Below are 16,918 nucleotides of genomic sequence, written 5' to 3'. Positions count from 1 at the left end.
ACGTAGACCCATTTGCAGATCCCTTCGCGGATCCTTTTGCTCAATAGGTGTTTTGATGAAACGTCGTATGTTCCTTGCTTCTGGCGCTGCACTGGCTCTGATGCCGGCGTCGGCCTTTGCATTGTCTACGGGCGAAGCGCGTGTGTTGGTGGATAAGGTTGTCACCGACATCAATCAGGTGATCGCCTCTGGTAAATCCGTCACCCACATGGTGCGGGACTTTGAAGGCATCTTCAAACGGCACGCAGACGTGGCCTGGATCGCCGGATCCGCATTGGGGCCAGACGCCCGCCGCATGAGCGCGGCGCAACGGACGCAGTATGTCAGCGCCTTTACCAAATATATCTCAGGCAAATACGGTCGCCGCTTTAACGAGTTCAAAGGAGGTCAGATCGTTGTTCAAAATGCCAAGAAGGAAAAGAACTATTTCCGCGTCGAAACCGTGGCCGACCTTCCCGGTCAGTCGCCGTTTGCCGTCGATTTTCTGGTCTCGAACCGCACCGGCAAGAACCTGTTCTTTGACCTGATCGTCGAAGGCATCAGCCTGCGTCTTTCGGAAAAATCTGAAATCGGCGCGATGCTGGATAAACGTGGCGGTGATCTGGATGCGCTGATCGCGGATCTGCGCAAGTTCGGCTAACGCAACTCTCACGTCCCAAAGCGCGCAGCGGTGGCTAGTTGCCACCGCCCAATATGCCGCGCAGCAGTTGTTCCAGAACGTTCTCTCGATTGTTATTCACCGGGTCCGGCACGCGATTGGCATTTGTTGACGGCGTGAAGCCTGGCAGACTGCGCGCAGGTTCGCCGTCGCTCACGCGGGTCATGATCTGCTTCCAGATTTCTGCAGGCAGGCCGCCGCCGGTCACGCCGGTCAGAGGTGTGTTGTCGTCATAACCCATCCACACGCCAGTCACATAGTCCGCGGTAAAACCGATAAACCACGCATCCTTGGCCGCACTGGTGGTGCCCGTCTTGCCAGCGACTTCCCAGCCCGGCAGTTGCGCGCGCGTGCCACTGCCTTCTGAGACGACTTTCGTCATCATATAGATCAGTTCACGCGCTGCGCTCTCGGTGATGACCCGCTCGCCAATGCCACCGGCGGTGCCCATCATCGGTTCGTCTTCGCCCTGCAAGCGCAGCTCGACCAGACCGTAGGGCGTCACCGACGAGCCGCCGTTCAGAATTCCGGCATAGGCGCCTGTCATCTCTAGCAGGGAACTCTCAGACGCGCCCAATGCCAGCGCAGGGCCATCGGCCAGATCGCTTTCAATACCAAAATCCGACGCCACTTTGCGGACATTTTCGCGCCCGACGGATTCCGAGATCTTTACGGCAGGGATATTCAACGAATTGGCCAGTGCCCACTCCAGCGACACGTCGCCATAATACTCATTCGTGTAGTTGCGCGGGCACCATTCGCCAGAGCCAGGAATGTTCAGACACAACGGCGCGTCCATCACCAGATCGTTGTGGCTGTAGCCCAGATCCAGCGCCGTTCCATAGACAAATGGCTTAAACGCAGATCCAGTCTGGCGTTTGGCCTGAACCGCGCGGTTGAACGCGCCGCTGACCTTTGTCTGCCGCCCTCCGATCATCGCGCGTACCGCGCCATCGGCGGACATGACGACGACGGCCGCCTGCGCCTCAGAGCCTTTACGGACGTTGTTTTCAAACACCCATTGCAGCCCCTCTTCGGCGGCTGTCTGGATCCGTTGATCCAACGTGGTCTGAATGATGACATCCTCAGTTGTGTTTTGGCCGAGGAAATCCGGCAGGTTCTCGGGACGCATGATCCAATCCGCGAAATACCCGCCTGCCTTGGCCTGCGCCGCCTCAGACAGCGTGGCGGGGTTCTCTTGCCAGAACAGCGTCTGTTGTGCGTCCAAATAGTCCTGTTCGTGCATCAGGCGCAGGATGGTCGCGGCGCGGTCCTGACTGCGTTCCAGATTGTTGGTCGGCGCCAGACGTGTGGGCGCGGTCAGCAGACCTGCGATCATGGCGCTTTCTGCGGGGCTTAGTTCGGCGGCATTCTTGCCGAAATAGACCTGACCGGCGGCCTCGACCCCATAAGCACCCCCGCCCATATAGGCGCGGTTCAGATAGATCGAGAGGATCTCGTCCTTGGTATATTTGGCCTCCATCGCCAGTGCATAGATGGCTTCGGTGATTTTGCGCGACATCGAGGTGCGGCGGCAGTCTGCAACATAAGCCGCCTCGCTGTCCCATTGGTCCTTGTCAAATTCAACGCCAAGACACAGCAGTTTCGCTGTCTGCTGCGTGATGGTCGAGCCGCCGTGACCCTGCAGTGGCCCGCGCCCCTCGCTGAGGTTGATGCGCACGGCCGAGGCCACACCGCGCGGGCTGACGCCAAAGTGACGGTAGAACCGTTTTTCTTCGGTGGCGACGACCGCATTCTTAAGGTGCGGTGACACAGAGGTCGCGGTTACGACCCCGCCAAACTGATCCCCGCGCCAGGCGAACACATCGCCGTTGCGATCCATCAAAGTCACAGAGCCCTGCGCGCGGCCATCCAGCAAGGCATCCAGGTCGGGCAGCAGAACATACTGATAACCAACTGCCAGCCCGATGATCGTCGCGACAACCATCACGACCCGCCATGTGATCGTCCAGATCAGCCCCCAAAGCCAAGCCCAGAGCCGCCCAAGAAGGCTACGTTTGGGGGCCTGCGTCTTGCGTCGCGCGCTGCCGCGTTTGGCTTTGGTTGTCGTCTTTTTGGATTTTGCACCGGGCTTCTGAGCCGGTTTGCCCTTCGTCTTCCGCTTGGTGCCATAGCGGTTATCAGCCACAAGGGGCGTCTTCTTTTTCATGGAATCACGCATGTGTTTGGCTGCTCGAAGGTCTTAATTGGGGGCATTTTAACTAAGGAAAGCGGAAATGTAGAGCGGCGAGTAAGCGGAAGATCGCTTTAATTTTCGCCTATTTTTTGTGCGCGCGCAGCAAAAAGTGCAAAAATTGTGCAAATTCGCCCCAAATTTGAGCGCAACATGGCCGCTTACCCTTCGATTCAGCCTCTCTAGCGGGTTTTTCTGCCGTCGTACTGACTTGACGGCGATTGACGTCGATGAGCCACAGGAAAGGGGATCAGGGTGAAACTGATTATTGCAACGATTAAGCCGTTCAAACTCGAGGAGGTCCGCGAGGCGCTGACCGAGATCGGCGTGCGCGGCCTCATGGTTACCGAGATTAAGGGCTTTGGCGCTCAATCTGGCCACACAGAAATTTATCGCGGTGCGGAATACACCGTGAACTTCGTCCCGAAGGTCAAACTGGAGCTCGTCGTCGCGGCCTCCATGGTCGACCAGGTTGTCGAAACCATCTCAAACACCGCGCGCACCGGCAAAATCGGCGACGGTAAGATTTTTGTTCTGGACGTCGCACAGGCCGTACGTGTGCGGACCGGCGAAACCAACGAAGACGCGCTGTAAGAGCGCTCTGACAAAGGGAATATCCTATCATGAAATCTCTAAAGACACTCAGCGCTGCTGCCGCACTTACCGTGCTGCCAGTGGCTGCGTTCGCACAGGACGCACCGGGCTTTGATGAAATCGGCCCATATATCATGACCACCCTACTGTTCCTTGTGGGCGGTTTCCTTGTTTTCTGGATGGCAGCGGGCTTTGCGATGCTCGAAGCGGGCCTTGTGCGCTCCAAGAACGTCGCCATGCAGCTGACCAAAAACGTCGCGCTGTTCTCTATTGCGGCGATCATGTACTGGCTGGTTGGCTTCAACCTGATGTACCCAGGTGACTTCAACGGCTACTTCGCCTTCAACTTCGTTCCAACTGTACTGGAACCTGTTGGTCTGGCGGCGTCTGATGCGGCTCTGGACTATGCCTCCGTTGCCTCTGACTTCTTCTTCCAGCTGATGTTTGTTGCTGCAACCGCGTCCATCGTGTCCGGTGCGCTGGCGGAACGTATCAAACTCTGGCCATTCCTGATCTTCGTGGTCGTTCTGACAGGTATCCTCTACCCAATCACTGGCTCTTGGCAGTGGGGCGGCGGCTGGTTGTCCGAGCTGGGTTTCTCTGACTTTGCTGGTTCCACCGTTGTTCACTCTGTAGGTGGCTGGGCCGCTCTGGCAGGTGCGATCGTGCTTGGCCCACGTATCGGCAAATACAAAGACGGCAAAACCGTTCCAATGCCTGGTTCTAACCTCGCCCTCGCAACACTGGGTACATTCATCCTGTGGCTCGGTTGGTTCGGCTTCAACGGCGGCTCTCAGCTGGCAGCTGGCACCGTTGGCGACATCACCGACGTAGGCCGTATCTTTGCCAACACCAACATGGCAGCAGCAGCAGGTGCAGTTGTGGCTCTGATCGCAACACAGATCCTGTACAAAAAGCCTGACCTGACCATGGTTCTGAACGGCGCACTGGCGGGCCTCGTGTCCATCACAGCCGAGCCTCTGGCACCATCTCTGTTCGGCTCTCTGCTGATCGGTGGCGTAGGCGGTATCATCGTGGTTCTGACTGTCCCAATGCTGGACAAGTTCAAAATCGACGACGTGGTTGGCGCGATCCCTGTTCACTTGATCGCAGGTATCTGGGGCACCATTGCAGTTGCGTTCTCTGGCTCTGCAACCATCGGCGCACAGATCACAGGTATCATCGCATACGGTGTCTTCACCTTCGTAGCGTCCCTGATCCTGTGGGTTATCCTGAAAGCCGTCATGGGCATCCGTGTCAGCGAAGAAGCAGAGATCACCGGTCTGGACATGTCCGAACTGGGTATGGAAGCCTACGACATCAACAAAGGCTAAGCCTTAGCTTCCATAAAAGAATTGACCCGGGCCAACGGCCCGGGTTTTTTATTTGGCGCCCTATGTGACCATTGGCGCTTTTGTCTACGCGGGCATCCAGCGCGTAAGTTAGTTCTAGCGGGTTGCTTTTTGGGGGCGACCAAGGGCTCCAACCCCGCGCATCGAGGTGTCGCGGCGTTTATGCGTCAGCGAACTCGATCAGATCCCAAAGGTTCCCATAGAGGTCTTTGAAAACGGCAACTGTGCCATATGGCTGCTTTACCGGCTCACGCTCAAACGCAACGCCGCGCGCCCGATAGGCCTCATAGTCGCGCCAGAAATCATCGGTTTGCAGAAACAGTATAACGCGGCCACCAGCCTGATTGCCGATAAACGCCGCCTGCGCATCATCAACCGCGCGGCCAAGCACGATGGAACAGCCTCCGCCGTCAGGACGGACAACAACCCAGCGCTTGTCCTGTTCGGGCTGATATTCATCGGCCACCAAAGTAAAGCCAAGCACATCGACATAGAATCTGATTGCTTCGTCATAGTCCCGAACAACCAGCGAAATATGAGCAAGTGACTGCATTTTAGCTCCGACAAACATAGCACCAAAAAAAGAACCCGGGCACGAGGCCCGGGCCATGTGTCACGTAGCGATAGCCGCTTCTGGCAAAAGACAGAAGCTTTGTGACACAACAAAGCGATAGATCGGGGACAGGAAGGCCTACCGCTTTGTGGGGATCTGCTCGAAAGTCACCCTCTGTGTTGCTCACATAGGGTTTTACGCACGTGCCCTGCGTTTCCGTCGCAGATCGGCGCATTTTTTTGCGCACGAAAAAAGGCGCCCCAAATCGGAGCGCCTTTTCCCTAAATGTCACAGAGGCTTAGACGCCTGCGTCGACAATTGCTTTTGCCAGAATTGGCACTGATTTGTCGTTCAGACCCGCAATATTCATGCGGCTGTCGCTGACCATATAGATACCGCTGTCGACCCGCATTTTTTCAACCAGCTCTGGCGTGGTGCCGATCTGGCTGAACATGCCGCGGTGCTGCGCGATGAACCCGAAACGGTCTGATCCAGACAGCGCCCGCAGTTCTTCGGCCAGCTGCTCGCGCAGACCAAGCATCGACAGACGCACCTCTTCCAGCTCTGCCGCCCAATCCGCGCGCAGCGCAGGGTCGGTCAGAATGGTGGTCACGACGCGCGCGCCGTGGTCTGGTGGGAAAGAGAAGTTCTGGCGGTTCAGGAAGTTCAGGTTCTGCTGCAGGATCGCCGTATCCGCATCCGCCGAGATCGCCATCAGAATACCGGTGCGCTCGCGATAGATCCCGAAGTTCTTCGAACAGCTGCCCGCGATCAAGGCGTTAGACACCGATGATGCAACCAGACGCACCGCCTGCGCATCTTCTTCCAGACCGTCGCCAAAGCCTTGATAGGCGATGTCCACCATGGCCACCAATTTCTTCTCATTGATCAAGTCTACGACCTTTTGCCACTGAGTGAGGTTCAGGTTGGCACCGGTTGGGTTGTGACAGCAGCCGTGCAAAAGCACCACGTCGCCTTCGGCCGCTTTGCCGAGGTCTTCGATCATGCCGTCAAAATCAACGCCGCGTGTTTCCGTGTCAAAATACCGATAGGACACGGTTTCGATGCCCACGTAGTTCAGGATCGACACGTGATTCGGCCACGTCGGGTTGGACACGTGAACTTTGGCAGATGGGTTGGCCATTTTGATCAGCTCAAAAGCCTGACGCACAGCGCCCGTGCCACCCGGAGTGCCCGCCGCTGCGATTTTTTCACGTGCAACGCTTTCGCCCAGGATCAGGCCAACCATCGCATCGGCATAGGCAGGATCTCCGGCCAGCGCGACATAGCTTTTGGTGTCTTGCGTTTCGACCAGACGGCGCTCTGCTTCTTTGACGGCCCGCATCACAGGCGTCACGCCTTCTGCGTTCTTATAAACGCCGACTCCAAGGTCGACTTTTACCGGGCGCGGATCTTCGCGATACGACGCCATGAGGGCCAAGATTTTATCGGCAGGTTGCGCTTTGAGATTGCTAAGCATCATGCTTCTCCAGTGGCGATTGGGACTGTGGGGAACGCACCCCATTCAGTCCAAGATCCATCATATAAGGCGTGGTCGGTTTTGCCGAACCGCTCCATGGCCAGACACAAAACCGCGGCCGTCACACCCGACCCGCACGAGGTGATCGCGGGCTTGGACAGGTCGACACCAGCGGCCTCGAAAATCGCTTTCAGCTCGGCTGGGTCTTTCATGGTTTTGTCGGCATTCAACAGCGTCGTAAACGGCACGTTCCGAGAGTTTGGAATGTGGCCCGCCCTCATTCCGGGGCGTGGCTCGGCGGCTTCGCCTTTGAAGCGATCCGCTGCACGGGCATCGATGATGACGTGATCCATCAATTTGGACGCACGACTTACTTCGGTCACGTCCTTGACCATCTCATCGCGCGTGCGCGCAAACATATGGCGGTCGCGGATCACTGGCGGCTCGTCCGTGACCGGACGGCCTTCGGAGGTCCATTTTGGCAGACCGCCATCCAGCACTGCGATGTCGTCATGCCCCATCAATTTAAACAGCCACCACACACGCGCGGCAGAAAACAACCCCGCGCCGTCATAGACCACAATCTGGTGGCCATCGCCGACGCCAAGCGCGCGGATGCGGGACAGGAATTTCTCTACTGGCGGCACCATATGGGGCAGGTTGGAGCGATGGTCCGAAATCTCTTCGATGTCGAAAAACCGCGCGCCCGGGATGTGGGCCGCATCATATTCAGCCTTGGGGTCGCGGGGGTCCGTTGGCAGATACCAGGACGCGTCCAGAATGCGTAGATCCGGATCTTTCAGGTTCGCGTTCAACCAGGCCGTGGACACCAGTGTTTTAGGATCATCCTGAGACATGTTTTACCCTTCAAGGAAACCTCGCATTGCCTACTACCAGAGGCAGAGAGTCGCAAGGGAAGCTTGGGAAATTCCGGGGTCTCCCGTCTTGGGGGCAGAATCATGCAAGACAAGGAGGAAGCCAATCAACCTAAAGTTGCTGAAATTACTGTTGTCTAGTGATAAAATTGCAGCCTGCACAAGAACCAAGCGTACAGATCATACATACAGATCGGCAAAAAAAGCCACCTAACATCTTAATTTCAAAAGATTTCTCACTCAAAGACACTGTAGAGTTTAGCGATTTCTTTACCCAAGCGTGTAATTAATCCAAAGAAACTTGTTTTCAAGCAAAGGATTAACCGCTAACTTATGCGTGTTTATGGCAGCTCTAATGTTTCATGCTGCCGCCTGCGCGCCCAACGTGCGAATTTTACGAACGGCGTACAGAGCTCCAGGAATTCCGCCTTAGATGCGGACCGTATTACGAGTGCCAGGGAGTTACGAGTGCCCCCATGCTGCCTCGGCAGCATGGGGATTTTCTTTGGAATATCCAAGCCGCCATATCCTGACACTCTGCTGATCGGCACGCCTTCACGCAGGGCAAACTTCACCCAGCTTCATTTCATGTCCGATATCAATCGTCGGGATCGTGCTCAGTCGCGGTGACGCAGCAGCCGTTGCTTTTGTCGGCCCCAATCGCGCTTTGCCTCGGTCGCGCGTTTGTCATGCAGCTTTTTACCTTTGGCGATGCCGACCTTAAGTTTCACAAAACCCTTATGGTTGAAATACATCACCATCGGTACGATCGTCATACCTTTGCGCTGGGTCTCGTTCCACAGCCGCGCCAGCTCGCGCTTGCTTACCAACAGCTTGCGGCGACGGCGTTCCAAATGGGCGAACATCGCCCGGTCATAGGGCGCGATATATGAGTTCACGAGCCACAGCTCGCCGTCTTTGACCTCGGCATAGCTCTCGGCGATATTGGATCCCCCAGAGCGCAGGCTTTTCACCTCTGACCCCATCAGAACCACACCGCATTCGATATCGTCCTCGATGGCATAGTCAAACCGTGCCCGCCGGTTCTCGGCGATCACTTTGTAGTTTGGGTCTGATTTCGGTTTCTTGGCCATAGTCGGGCTTGCTTACATCTGCGCGTTTGGGCTGTCCATCGGATTCCCCATATGGGGACGCAGCTGTTGCAAACAACCCGTGCTTTCTGGTGTCTAAGGCGTTTGTGGCGCCCTGCGCCCCTTTGGGGCGGGGGTCAGTTGATCGCGCAACAGCGCCACAGGGTGCGCCTTGAGGCTCAGCCGCATCGAGACATAATCCTCGACGACCTGCTCGCCCAAGGTCATCTGGGGCAAAGACGCGGGCGCTTCAAAGATCGCCTCTCCATCCATATCGCTTTCAAACAGTGGCAGAGGCTTTTCAGACCGGATCGCCTTGGCCTCCCATAGGGCCTCGCGTCGTGCAAACCCCAGACCGGCAAAGACATCGGCCTCGGCCAATCGTGTGATGACCGAGGGGCCAATGCCTGCGCGACGCCAGACCTCTTCTACGCTCAGATAGCCGTTACCCCGCGCCGCAGTGATCCAGGCCGCGTCTTCTTCGCGGATGCCTTTGATTTGCCGGAGCCCCAGCCGCAGGGCCAAACCGCCCTGCCCGTCAGGTTCCATCACATTGTCCCAGAAGCTTTCATTGATATCGACCGGGCGCACGGTCACCCCGTGTTCGCGCGCATCACGTACGATCTGAGCGGGGGCATAAAACCCCATCGGCTGGGAATTCAGCAAGGCACAGGCAAAGATCCCCGGATGGTGGCATTTGATCCAGGCACTGGCATAGACCAACAGCGCAAAGCTGGCCGCATGGCTTTCGGGGAAGCCATAGGATCCAAAGCCCTCGATCTGGGAAAAGCAACGTGCGGCGAAATCCTCGTCATAGCCGTTCTTTTTCATCCCCCGCATAAACCGCGTGCGGAATTCACTGACATTGCCGTGTTTCTTAAAGGTCGCCAGAGAGCGGCGCAGGCGATCGGCCTCTTCGGGGGAAAACCCGGCCCCAATAATGGCGATCTGCATGGCCTGTTCCTGAAACAGCGGCACCCCAAGGGTTTTGCCCAGCACCTCGCCCAGCGCGTCAGAGGGAAACTCGACCTTTTCTTCGCCATTCCTGCGCCGGATATAGGGGTGCACCATATCCCCCTGAATGGGCCCCGGACGGATAATCGCGACCTCGATCACCAGATCATAAAAATGACGCGGGCGCATACGGGGCAGGAAGTTCATCTGCGCCCGGCTTTCCACCTGAAACACACCAATGGAATCCGCCGCACAGAGCATGTCATAGACCGCCGGATCCTCTTGCGGCAGCGAGGACAGCGTATAGCTGATGCCGTGGTGGCGGGTCATCAGATCAAAGGCCTTGCGGATGCAGGTCAACATCCCAAGGCTGAGAACATCCACCTTCAGGATGCCCAGGCTCTCGATATCGTCTTTGTCCCAGCAGATGACCGTGCGGTCCTCCATACTGGCATTTTCAATCGGCACCAACTCGTCCAGGCGGCCTTCGGTGACGATAAATCCGCCGACGTGCTGACTGAGGTGGCGGGGGAAGCCGATCACCTCATAGACCAGCGCCATGGTCTGCACCAAACGCTTGTCCGTTGGGTCCAAACCGATTTCCCGCATCCGGTGTTCTTCGAGCCCGTTGGCGGAAAAGAACCCCCAAAGCTGAGAACTGAGCGCCGAGATCGTATCCTCGGTCAGCCCCATCGCGCGGCCGACCTCGCGGATAGCGCGTTTTCCGCGATAATGCACTACAGTCGCACAAAGCCCCGCCCGGTGGCGGCCATAGCGCTCATAGATCCACTGGATCACCTCTTCGCGCCGCTCGTGTTCAAAATCAACGTCGATATCAGGCGGCTCGTCGCGGGCCTCGGACACAAAGCGTTCAAAGACCATGGTCCCGATTTCAGGGCTGACCGAGGTAATCCCAAGGCAATAACAGACGACGGAATTGGCCGCCGATCCGCGCCCCTGACACAGAATATCGCGCGAACGGGCGAAATGGACGATGTCGCGGACGGTCAGGAAATAGGGCTCGTAGTCCAGCTTGGCGATCAGGGCCAGCTCGTGTTCCAGCATCCCGCGCACCCGCTCGGGCGCGCCGTATTTATAGCGCCACTTCAAGCCCTCATAGGCCAGTCGCGTCAGCCGTTCTGTCGCGCTTTCCCCCTGTGCCACCTCGGATGGATATTCATACCGCAGCTCAGAGAGCGAAAACGTCAATCTGTCTGCCAGCGCCTCGGTGCGGGTCAGGGCCTCTGGGTGATCTTGAAAGATCCGCGCCATGTCACGCGCGCTGCGCAACCGGTGCTCAGAATGCGCCAGCGCCTCACGCCCCAGCGCCTCGACCTTGCAGCCCGAGCGCACCGCCGCCAGCACATCCGCCAGCTTGCGCCGTCGCCCATGGTGCATCCGGGGCACGCAAGAGGCCACAATCGGCAGGTCCAGATGGGCTGCCCGTTCCGCCAGCGCCGCAAACCGCGGCGCATCCTGCCCGTCATAGCGCGGGGCCAGCATCACATCGAGACGGCCTGCAAAGCGGCGCGTCAGACGTTTGGCTTGCTGCTCCCACGCGCTCGCGCCGCGTGGCTGATGATGCGCCTCGGGGGTCGGTTGCAGGATCACATGCAGCCCGTCGTGATGAGTCACCAAGTCTTCGAGCCTGAGCAGACAGCTGCCCTTCTCGGCCCTGAGCCGTCCAAGCGAGAGGATCCGGCACAGGCTGCCCCAGCCCTTGCGGTTGATCGGCAGGGCGACAACGGGGGCTGCGTCTTCAAACAGCAGACGCGCGGCCGGGATCAGACGCGGGACGTCATAGATTGGGAAAGAGACAGGATCAGGGATACCAGAGGGTTTAGGCGGGCCGATCAGCCCATGAGCCTCGTCAAAGCGCCGCCGCTCTGTCACCCGGCGGGCAATATCCTTGGCCTCGGTATAGGCGCGCACAATCCCTGCCACCGAATTGTCATCCGCAATGGCGATGGCGCTGAGGCCCACCTCAAGCGCACGGCGCATGTATTCCTCGGGGTGGCTGGCCCCGGTGAGGAAGGTAAAATTGGACATGGCGCAAAGTTCAACCGGCATGCCTCATTATATGTTCTTATTTTGTTCTTTTTGGAGTCAAAAAATAACAACGGTTGGGTTTTGAGTATTTTTGACAAGATGAAACCCGACGACCGCCCTGCCCCCAGGGCAACGCGTGTGGCGGATCGTCTTAGATATAGGGTGTGAACTCGGCGACAACCTGTTCATAAACCGCGCGTTTGAAGGGCACGATATTGGCAACCAGCTCGTCTACTGGCAGCCAACACCACTCTGAGAATTCCTGATGCTCGACCACGATATTGACTTGATCGTCGGTGCCGTGAAAGCGGTAGAGGAACCATTTCTGTTCCTGCCCCTTGAAGCGGCCTTTCCAGATTTTTGGCACCAGATCATGGGGCAGATCATAGGCGATCCAGCCGTCAGATTCGGCCAGAGGCGTCACCAGATCCGGCGACACGCCGGTTTCTTCTTCGAGTTCGCGCAGGGCTGCCTCGGCTGGGGTCTCGCCTTTGTCGATGCCACCTTGCGGCATCTGCCAGGCGGCTACCTCGCTGTCCATACGCTGACCAACGAACGCATGACCGGATGCGTTGACCAGCATCACTCCGACGTTCTGGCGATATGGGAGTTTGGCGATGTCTTCGGGTGTCATGGGCGGCTCCTGAGCTGTGGCGCGTTTAAAGCGCATGGCTTTGGCGGGAGCAAGGGCACAAAGAAAAACGCCCCGACCAAGCGGGGCGTTTCAACAGTTGCACAGTCGCGATTATTCCTGAGGAACCAGCGCGCTGAGGCCTTTGAGAATATCGATCGCATAAGCGAGTTGATAATCGTCTTCACGCAGTTGCGCTGAGGCCTCGGCCAGGGCGCGGTCCTCTTCGATCTGACGGATCTCGTCTTCGCTCAGGCTGTCATTGCCCAAGCTGCCGCGCAGGTCCGCCTCGGAACGTGTACGACGCTCTTCCTCTTCCTCTGCCTGTGGCTGGCGGCGGGGTTGTTCAACCACGATGTCCGGAGACACGCCAAGCGCCTGAATGGAACGGCCCGATGGCGTGTAATAGCGCGCGGTGGTCAAGCGCATTGCGCCTTCGCCGCGCAGAGGCATGACCGTTTGCACGGACCCTTTGCCAAAGCTCTTGGTGCCCACCACGATTGCGCGACGGTGATCTTTCAAAGCACCCGCCACGATTTCAGAGGCCGAAGCCGAGCCGCCGTTGATCAGCACAACGATCGGTTTGCCCTGCATCAAATCGCCCGGAGTCGCGTTGAACCGCTCGCCGTCTTCGACGTAGCGACCGCGCGTGGACACGATCTCGCCTTTTTCAAGGAACGCATCTGAGACGCGGATCGCCTGGGTCAGAAGACCACCGGGGTTGTTGCGCAAGTCCAGCACAAGGCCATTGATGTTTTCGATACCACCGGCCGCTTCGATCTGTTCAGCGATGCCTTCCTCAAGGTTGGGCGTCGTCTGATCGTTAAACGTCGTCACCCGCAGGACGATCGAGTCGCCTTCGGTGCGCGAGCGAACGGCGGTCAGTTTGATTGTGTCGCGAATGATCGAGACGTCGAACGGTTCGGTTTCGCCTTCGCGCGCTACGGTGATGATGATCTCGGACCCCACGGGACCGCGCATCAGGTCGACCGCTTCATCAAGGGTCAGGCCAAGGACGCTTTCACCATCCACATGCGTGATGAAATCGCCCGCTTCGATGCCAGCCTCGGAGGCGGGTGTTCCATCGATCGGAGAAACGACTTTCACAAAGCCCTCTTCCTGGGTCACTTCGATGCCCAAGCCGCCAAATTCACCGCGGGTCTGCAGGCGCATTTGCGCGGCGTCATCCGGTGACAGATAGCTTGAATGCGGGTCCAGCGATGTCAGCATACCGTTGATCGCAGCCTCGATCAGATCGCCTTCATCCACATCTTCGACATACTGGCTGCGGATCCGTTCGAAAATATCACCAAACAGGTCCAGCTGTTCATAGACGCTTGCATTGTCAGCGCTGTCCTGAGCAAGCAGCGGGCCCGCAACCTGGGTCGTCGCCAGAATACCGGCCAAAGTACCGCCCAGCGCGGCCACGACAAATCTTCTCATACTCATCTATCCTTGTTGATGTGGAACCACGCGCCGGGAGTGACCGGGGTTTTTCCATCTCTGACTTCTATATAGAGCGTTTCTGTGCGGTCCTGACCAGAGGCCTCACTAGACTGTGACAGAATGGCATCTAAATTCGGATCTTTTCCGCCCATTAACCCCAATGGCGCACCAGTTGGAATGACTTCTCCGACTTCGCCAAAGACCGATCCAAGCCCTGCATAGACAAACAGCAGGCCCGGTTGGGGCTCTAGGACGATGACGTTGCCCAAATCCAAAAGCGGACCGCGATAGCGGATCGTTGCGGCCACGGGACTGGCCACCAGCATATTGGCCGGTGTCGCAAGGGTGATACCGGGGCGCGTAACACCGCTGGCATCGGTTTCATCGGGATACAGCAGGATCTGCGCATCCAGGGGCAGGTCCAGCTTGCCCCGCCGGTGCGAAATATCCGGCAGCGGCGCAAGGCCCTCGGGTTCCGGGGACATATCGGTTAACCCGCTGGCAAAGCCTTCGAGGGTTTCTGTCGCGGCGATCAAGAGGGCCGTTTGCACCGGATCTTCGGTAAAACGCTTTGGCGGATCGGTGCGATCAGAGATTGCTTTGGACAAGGCCGTGCGCGCGGCCTGCGCACCGTCCAGACCTGATTGCAACGTATCTGCGGCACCCAATTGAAGCTGACGCAGGATTTCGACTTCTTGCAATGCATCACGCACGATGGCGGCTTCGGCATTCAGCGCGGGCATCACATCGGCCAGCATCATGCCTGCACGGGCGGTACCTGTTGGACCCTGAGGATGCAGAAACAACGTCGGGCTGTTGTTGTTGCCAAGGGTCTGCAACACACCAATCAGACGCGCGATTTCGGCCTCTTGTTGCACCAGCTGAGCCTCAAGACGTTGTTGGCGGATCACCGCGCGGCGCAGGCCTTCGCGCAGAGCCGCCAAGCCGTCTTCGTACGACTGCACCACAAGCGTCAGGGCTTTGATCCGATTGCGCGACGTTTCTGCCTGTTGCAATGCAACGGCGGCTTCCTCGAGATCACGTGCGGCATCACGCGCTTCTTGCGCGGCGTCGCTTTGTGCGACGGCAACTGACGCCATAAGGCACAGCGCAAGGAGGGCCGCGCAAAATCTCATCGTTGAATCAGGCTCTCCCCGGTCATCTCTTCGGGCTGCGGCAGACCCATCAGATCCAGAAGGCTTGGGGCAAGGTCAGCCAGACGGCCCGCTTTCAGGGTGGCCCCGTCAGGTCCATTCACCAGGATCACAGGTACGAGGTTGGTGGTATGCGCGGTATGTGGCCCTCCGGTTTCGGGGTCAATCATCACCTCGCAATTGCCGTGGTCTGCGGTCACGATCATTGTGCCGCCCGCTTTCTCCAAGGCCGCTTGCACCGCGCCCAAACCGGTATCGACCGCCGCACAGGCCGCCATCGCCGCATTCAGATCGCCGGTATGTCCAACCATATCAGGGTTGGCGTAATTGGTGACGATCAGGTCATAGCCAGCCTCAATCGCTGCAACAAACCTCTCTGTCACCTCTGATGACGACATTTCGGGCTGCAGATCATAAGTCGCAACTTTGGGCGACTTTGGCATGAAGCGGTCTTCGCCCTCAGACGGGGTCTCGGCACCGCCGTTCAGGAAAAAGGTCACATGCGGGTATTTCTCAGTTTCTGCCAGCCGGAACTGCGTCTTGCCCTGCTTGGCAACCCACTCGCCCAACGTGTTGACGATTTCTTTTTTGGGATAGGCAGAGGTCATATAGGTTTTGTGATCGTCCGAGTAATCGACCATCCCCAGCATGGTCAGCTGTGGTCGCTGCCCCGTGTCGAACTCTGAAAAACCGGGCTGACCCATTGCGGCAAGAATTTCGCGCGCGCGGTCGGCCCTGAAATTCAAACAGAAGATGCCGTCCCCATCTGAGGCCCCCGCATAGTCGCCAAGCACCGTAGCCTGAATGAATTCATCGCTTTCGCCGCGCGCATAGGCCTCGGAAATCGCAGTGTCTATGCGGTCTGAGTGTAGGCCTTCACCGGAAATCATCGCCTTATACGCCTGCGAGACCCGCTCCCACCGGTTGTCGCGGTCCATGGCGAAATAACGTCCGGTCAGCGTGCCCACGCGGGCGCCATCTGGCAGGCCTGCGGTCAATGCGTCCAGATAGGTTTCGATAGATTGCGGCGCCACGTCGCGGCCATCCGCAATGGCATGCAGTACGACAGGCACGCCCTGATCGACCAAGGCTTTAACAGCGGCCAAAACATGGGTGATATGGCCATGCACACCCCCATCTGACAGAACCCCCAACAGATGCGCGGTACCGCCCGAGGCCTTAAGCTGTGCGGCAAACTCTAGGATCGCCTGGTTTTCAAAGAACGAGCCGTCTTCGATGGCCAGATCAATCTGTCCCAGATCCATCGCAACCACGCGCCCCGCGCCGATGTTGGTGTGACCCACTTCAGAGTTGCCCATCTGCCCCTTCGGCAATCCAACGTCTGGGCCATGCGTGATCAACGTGGCGCTTGGGCTTGTGGCCATCATCGCGTCCATCGTCGGCGTTGCCGCCAGCACAGGGGCATTGCCCTCGCTGCGGTCACTCAGACCCCAACCATCCAGAATACAAAGTACGACGGGCTTGGGGATGGACATGCAAAGAGCTCCTGCGCTTGGGTTACTGGGGTCTTACCCTGTCAGGCCATTGGTTTGAACCGTTATTTGCAACGCTTCGGCGGTGTCGTGTCCATTCGCAAAAATTGGGAAGCGATTGGCGAAGTCCACCCGAAGATCAGGCAGGGCTCAGCTGCGCCCTTCGCGCAACCAGCCGCCAATCACCAGGCTGGAAATGATCAACAGAACCAACCATGCAGGCATCAGCGCGATGCGGGCCACACTTTGCACGTCATAGGCCTGACGCGGCACCAAACCGATCCAGTTGCGACCGCTTGCCGGACGCCCGTCGCGCACGTTGCGCAAGGCAGGCAACCCATCTTCCAACAGATGCACGCCGCCGCGCCTTTGATCGACAGCGGGCATGATTGCC

General features: G+C 58.1%; 13 protein-coding genes and 1 pseudogene. 3 read left to right on the top strand and 11 right to left on the bottom strand.

Annotated elements, in window-relative coordinates; translation table 11 throughout:
- The first annotated feature begins 55 nt into the window (after positions 1-55).
- Positions 56-640: a phospholipid-binding protein MlaC gene (locus ACEQWH_RS04655; RefSeq protein ID WP_370228550.1), complete on the top strand. Its 585-nt coding sequence runs from the start codon at positions 56-58 to the stop codon at positions 638-640.
- Positions 641-674: 34 nt separating this feature from the next.
- On the opposite strand, the gene ACEQWH_RS04650 is transcribed toward ACEQWH_RS04655, so the two are convergent.
- Positions 675-2,840, bottom strand: coding sequence for a transglycosylase domain-containing protein (locus tag ACEQWH_RS04650; protein ID WP_370228549.1), 2,166 nt, complete (start codon positions 2,838-2,840; stop codon positions 675-677).
- A 267-nt stretch (positions 2,841-3,107) separates the two neighbouring features.
- On the opposite strand from ACEQWH_RS04650, the gene ACEQWH_RS04645 reads away from it, so the two are divergent.
- Together ACEQWH_RS04645 and amt are read left to right on the top strand one after the other, a co-directional pair.
- Entirely contained in the window at positions 3,108-3,446 is a 339-nt protein-coding gene (locus tag ACEQWH_RS04645; protein WP_209355191.1) for a P-II family nitrogen regulator, read from the top strand.
- A 29-nt stretch (positions 3,447-3,475) separates the two neighbouring features.
- On the top strand, positions 3,476-4,780 hold the full coding sequence (gene amt / locus ACEQWH_RS04640; protein ID WP_370228548.1) for an ammonium transporter: 1,305 nt from the start codon (positions 3,476-3,478) through the stop codon (positions 4,778-4,780).
- A 178-nt stretch (positions 4,781-4,958) separates the two neighbouring features.
- On the opposite strand, the gene ACEQWH_RS04635 is transcribed toward amt, so the two are convergent.
- From ACEQWH_RS04635 to ACEQWH_RS04590, 10 genes and pseudogenes are all read right to left on the bottom strand, one after another.
- A complete protein-coding gene (locus tag ACEQWH_RS04635; RefSeq protein WP_370228547.1) occupies positions 4,959-5,351 on the bottom strand; it encodes a VOC family protein in 393 nt (130 codons plus the stop codon).
- A gap of 298 nt (positions 5,352-5,649) precedes the next feature.
- Entirely contained in the window at positions 5,650-6,831 is a 1,182-nt protein-coding gene (locus tag ACEQWH_RS04630) for an aromatic amino acid transaminase (protein WP_370228546.1), read from the bottom strand.
- On the bottom strand, positions 6,831-7,688 hold the full coding sequence (gene sseA / locus ACEQWH_RS04625) for a 3-mercaptopyruvate sulfurtransferase (RefSeq protein WP_370228545.1): 858 nt from the start codon (positions 7,686-7,688) through the stop codon (positions 6,831-6,833). The genes ACEQWH_RS04630 and sseA overlap by 1 nt, the downstream gene beginning before the upstream one ends.
- Before the next feature lie 635 nt (positions 7,689-8,323).
- The gene (gene smpB / locus ACEQWH_RS04620; protein WP_370228544.1) at positions 8,324-8,800 is read right to left on the bottom strand and encodes an SsrA-binding protein SmpB; all 477 of its coding nucleotides are present in this window, start codon (positions 8,798-8,800) and stop codon (positions 8,324-8,326) included.
- Positions 8,801-8,893: 93 nt separating this feature from the next.
- Positions 8,894-11,821, bottom strand: a complete 2,928-nt coding sequence (locus ACEQWH_RS04615) for an error-prone DNA polymerase (protein WP_370228543.1) — start codon at positions 11,819-11,821, stop codon at positions 8,894-8,896.
- Positions 11,822-11,951: 130 nt separating this feature from the next.
- Positions 11,952-12,434, bottom strand: coding sequence for an RNA pyrophosphohydrolase (locus ACEQWH_RS04610; RefSeq protein WP_370228542.1), 483 nt, complete (start codon positions 12,432-12,434; stop codon positions 11,952-11,954).
- Between the two features lie 111 nt (positions 12,435-12,545).
- The gene (locus ACEQWH_RS04605) at positions 12,546-13,874 is read right to left on the bottom strand and encodes a S41 family peptidase (protein ID WP_370228551.1); all 1,329 of its coding nucleotides are present in this window, start codon (positions 13,872-13,874) and stop codon (positions 12,546-12,548) included.
- 2 nt (positions 13,875-13,876) lie between these two features.
- The gene (locus ACEQWH_RS04600) at positions 13,877-14,977 is read right to left on the bottom strand and encodes a murein hydrolase activator EnvC (RefSeq protein ID WP_370228541.1); all 1,101 of its coding nucleotides are present in this window, start codon (positions 14,975-14,977) and stop codon (positions 13,877-13,879) included.
- A gap of 32 nt (positions 14,978-15,009) precedes the next feature.
- Positions 15,010-16,527 carry a 2,3-bisphosphoglycerate-independent phosphoglycerate mutase gene (gene gpmI, locus ACEQWH_RS04595; RefSeq protein WP_370228540.1) on the bottom strand — a complete coding sequence of 506 codons (1,518 nt, stop codon included), beginning with the start codon at positions 16,525-16,527 and terminating at the stop codon, positions 15,010-15,012.
- A 147-nt stretch (positions 16,528-16,674) separates the two neighbouring features.
- Positions 16,675-16,918 (bottom strand): annotated as a pseudogene (locus ACEQWH_RS04590) (hypothetical protein); the annotation flags it as partial.

The organism is Cognatishimia sp. (assembly GCF_964229375.1).
Taxonomy (GTDB): Bacteria; Pseudomonadota; Alphaproteobacteria; order Rhodobacterales; family Rhodobacteraceae; genus Cognatishimia.
The sequence above is the reverse complement of the archived record's forward strand: the minus strand, read 5'-3'. Positions and strand labels throughout refer to the sequence as shown.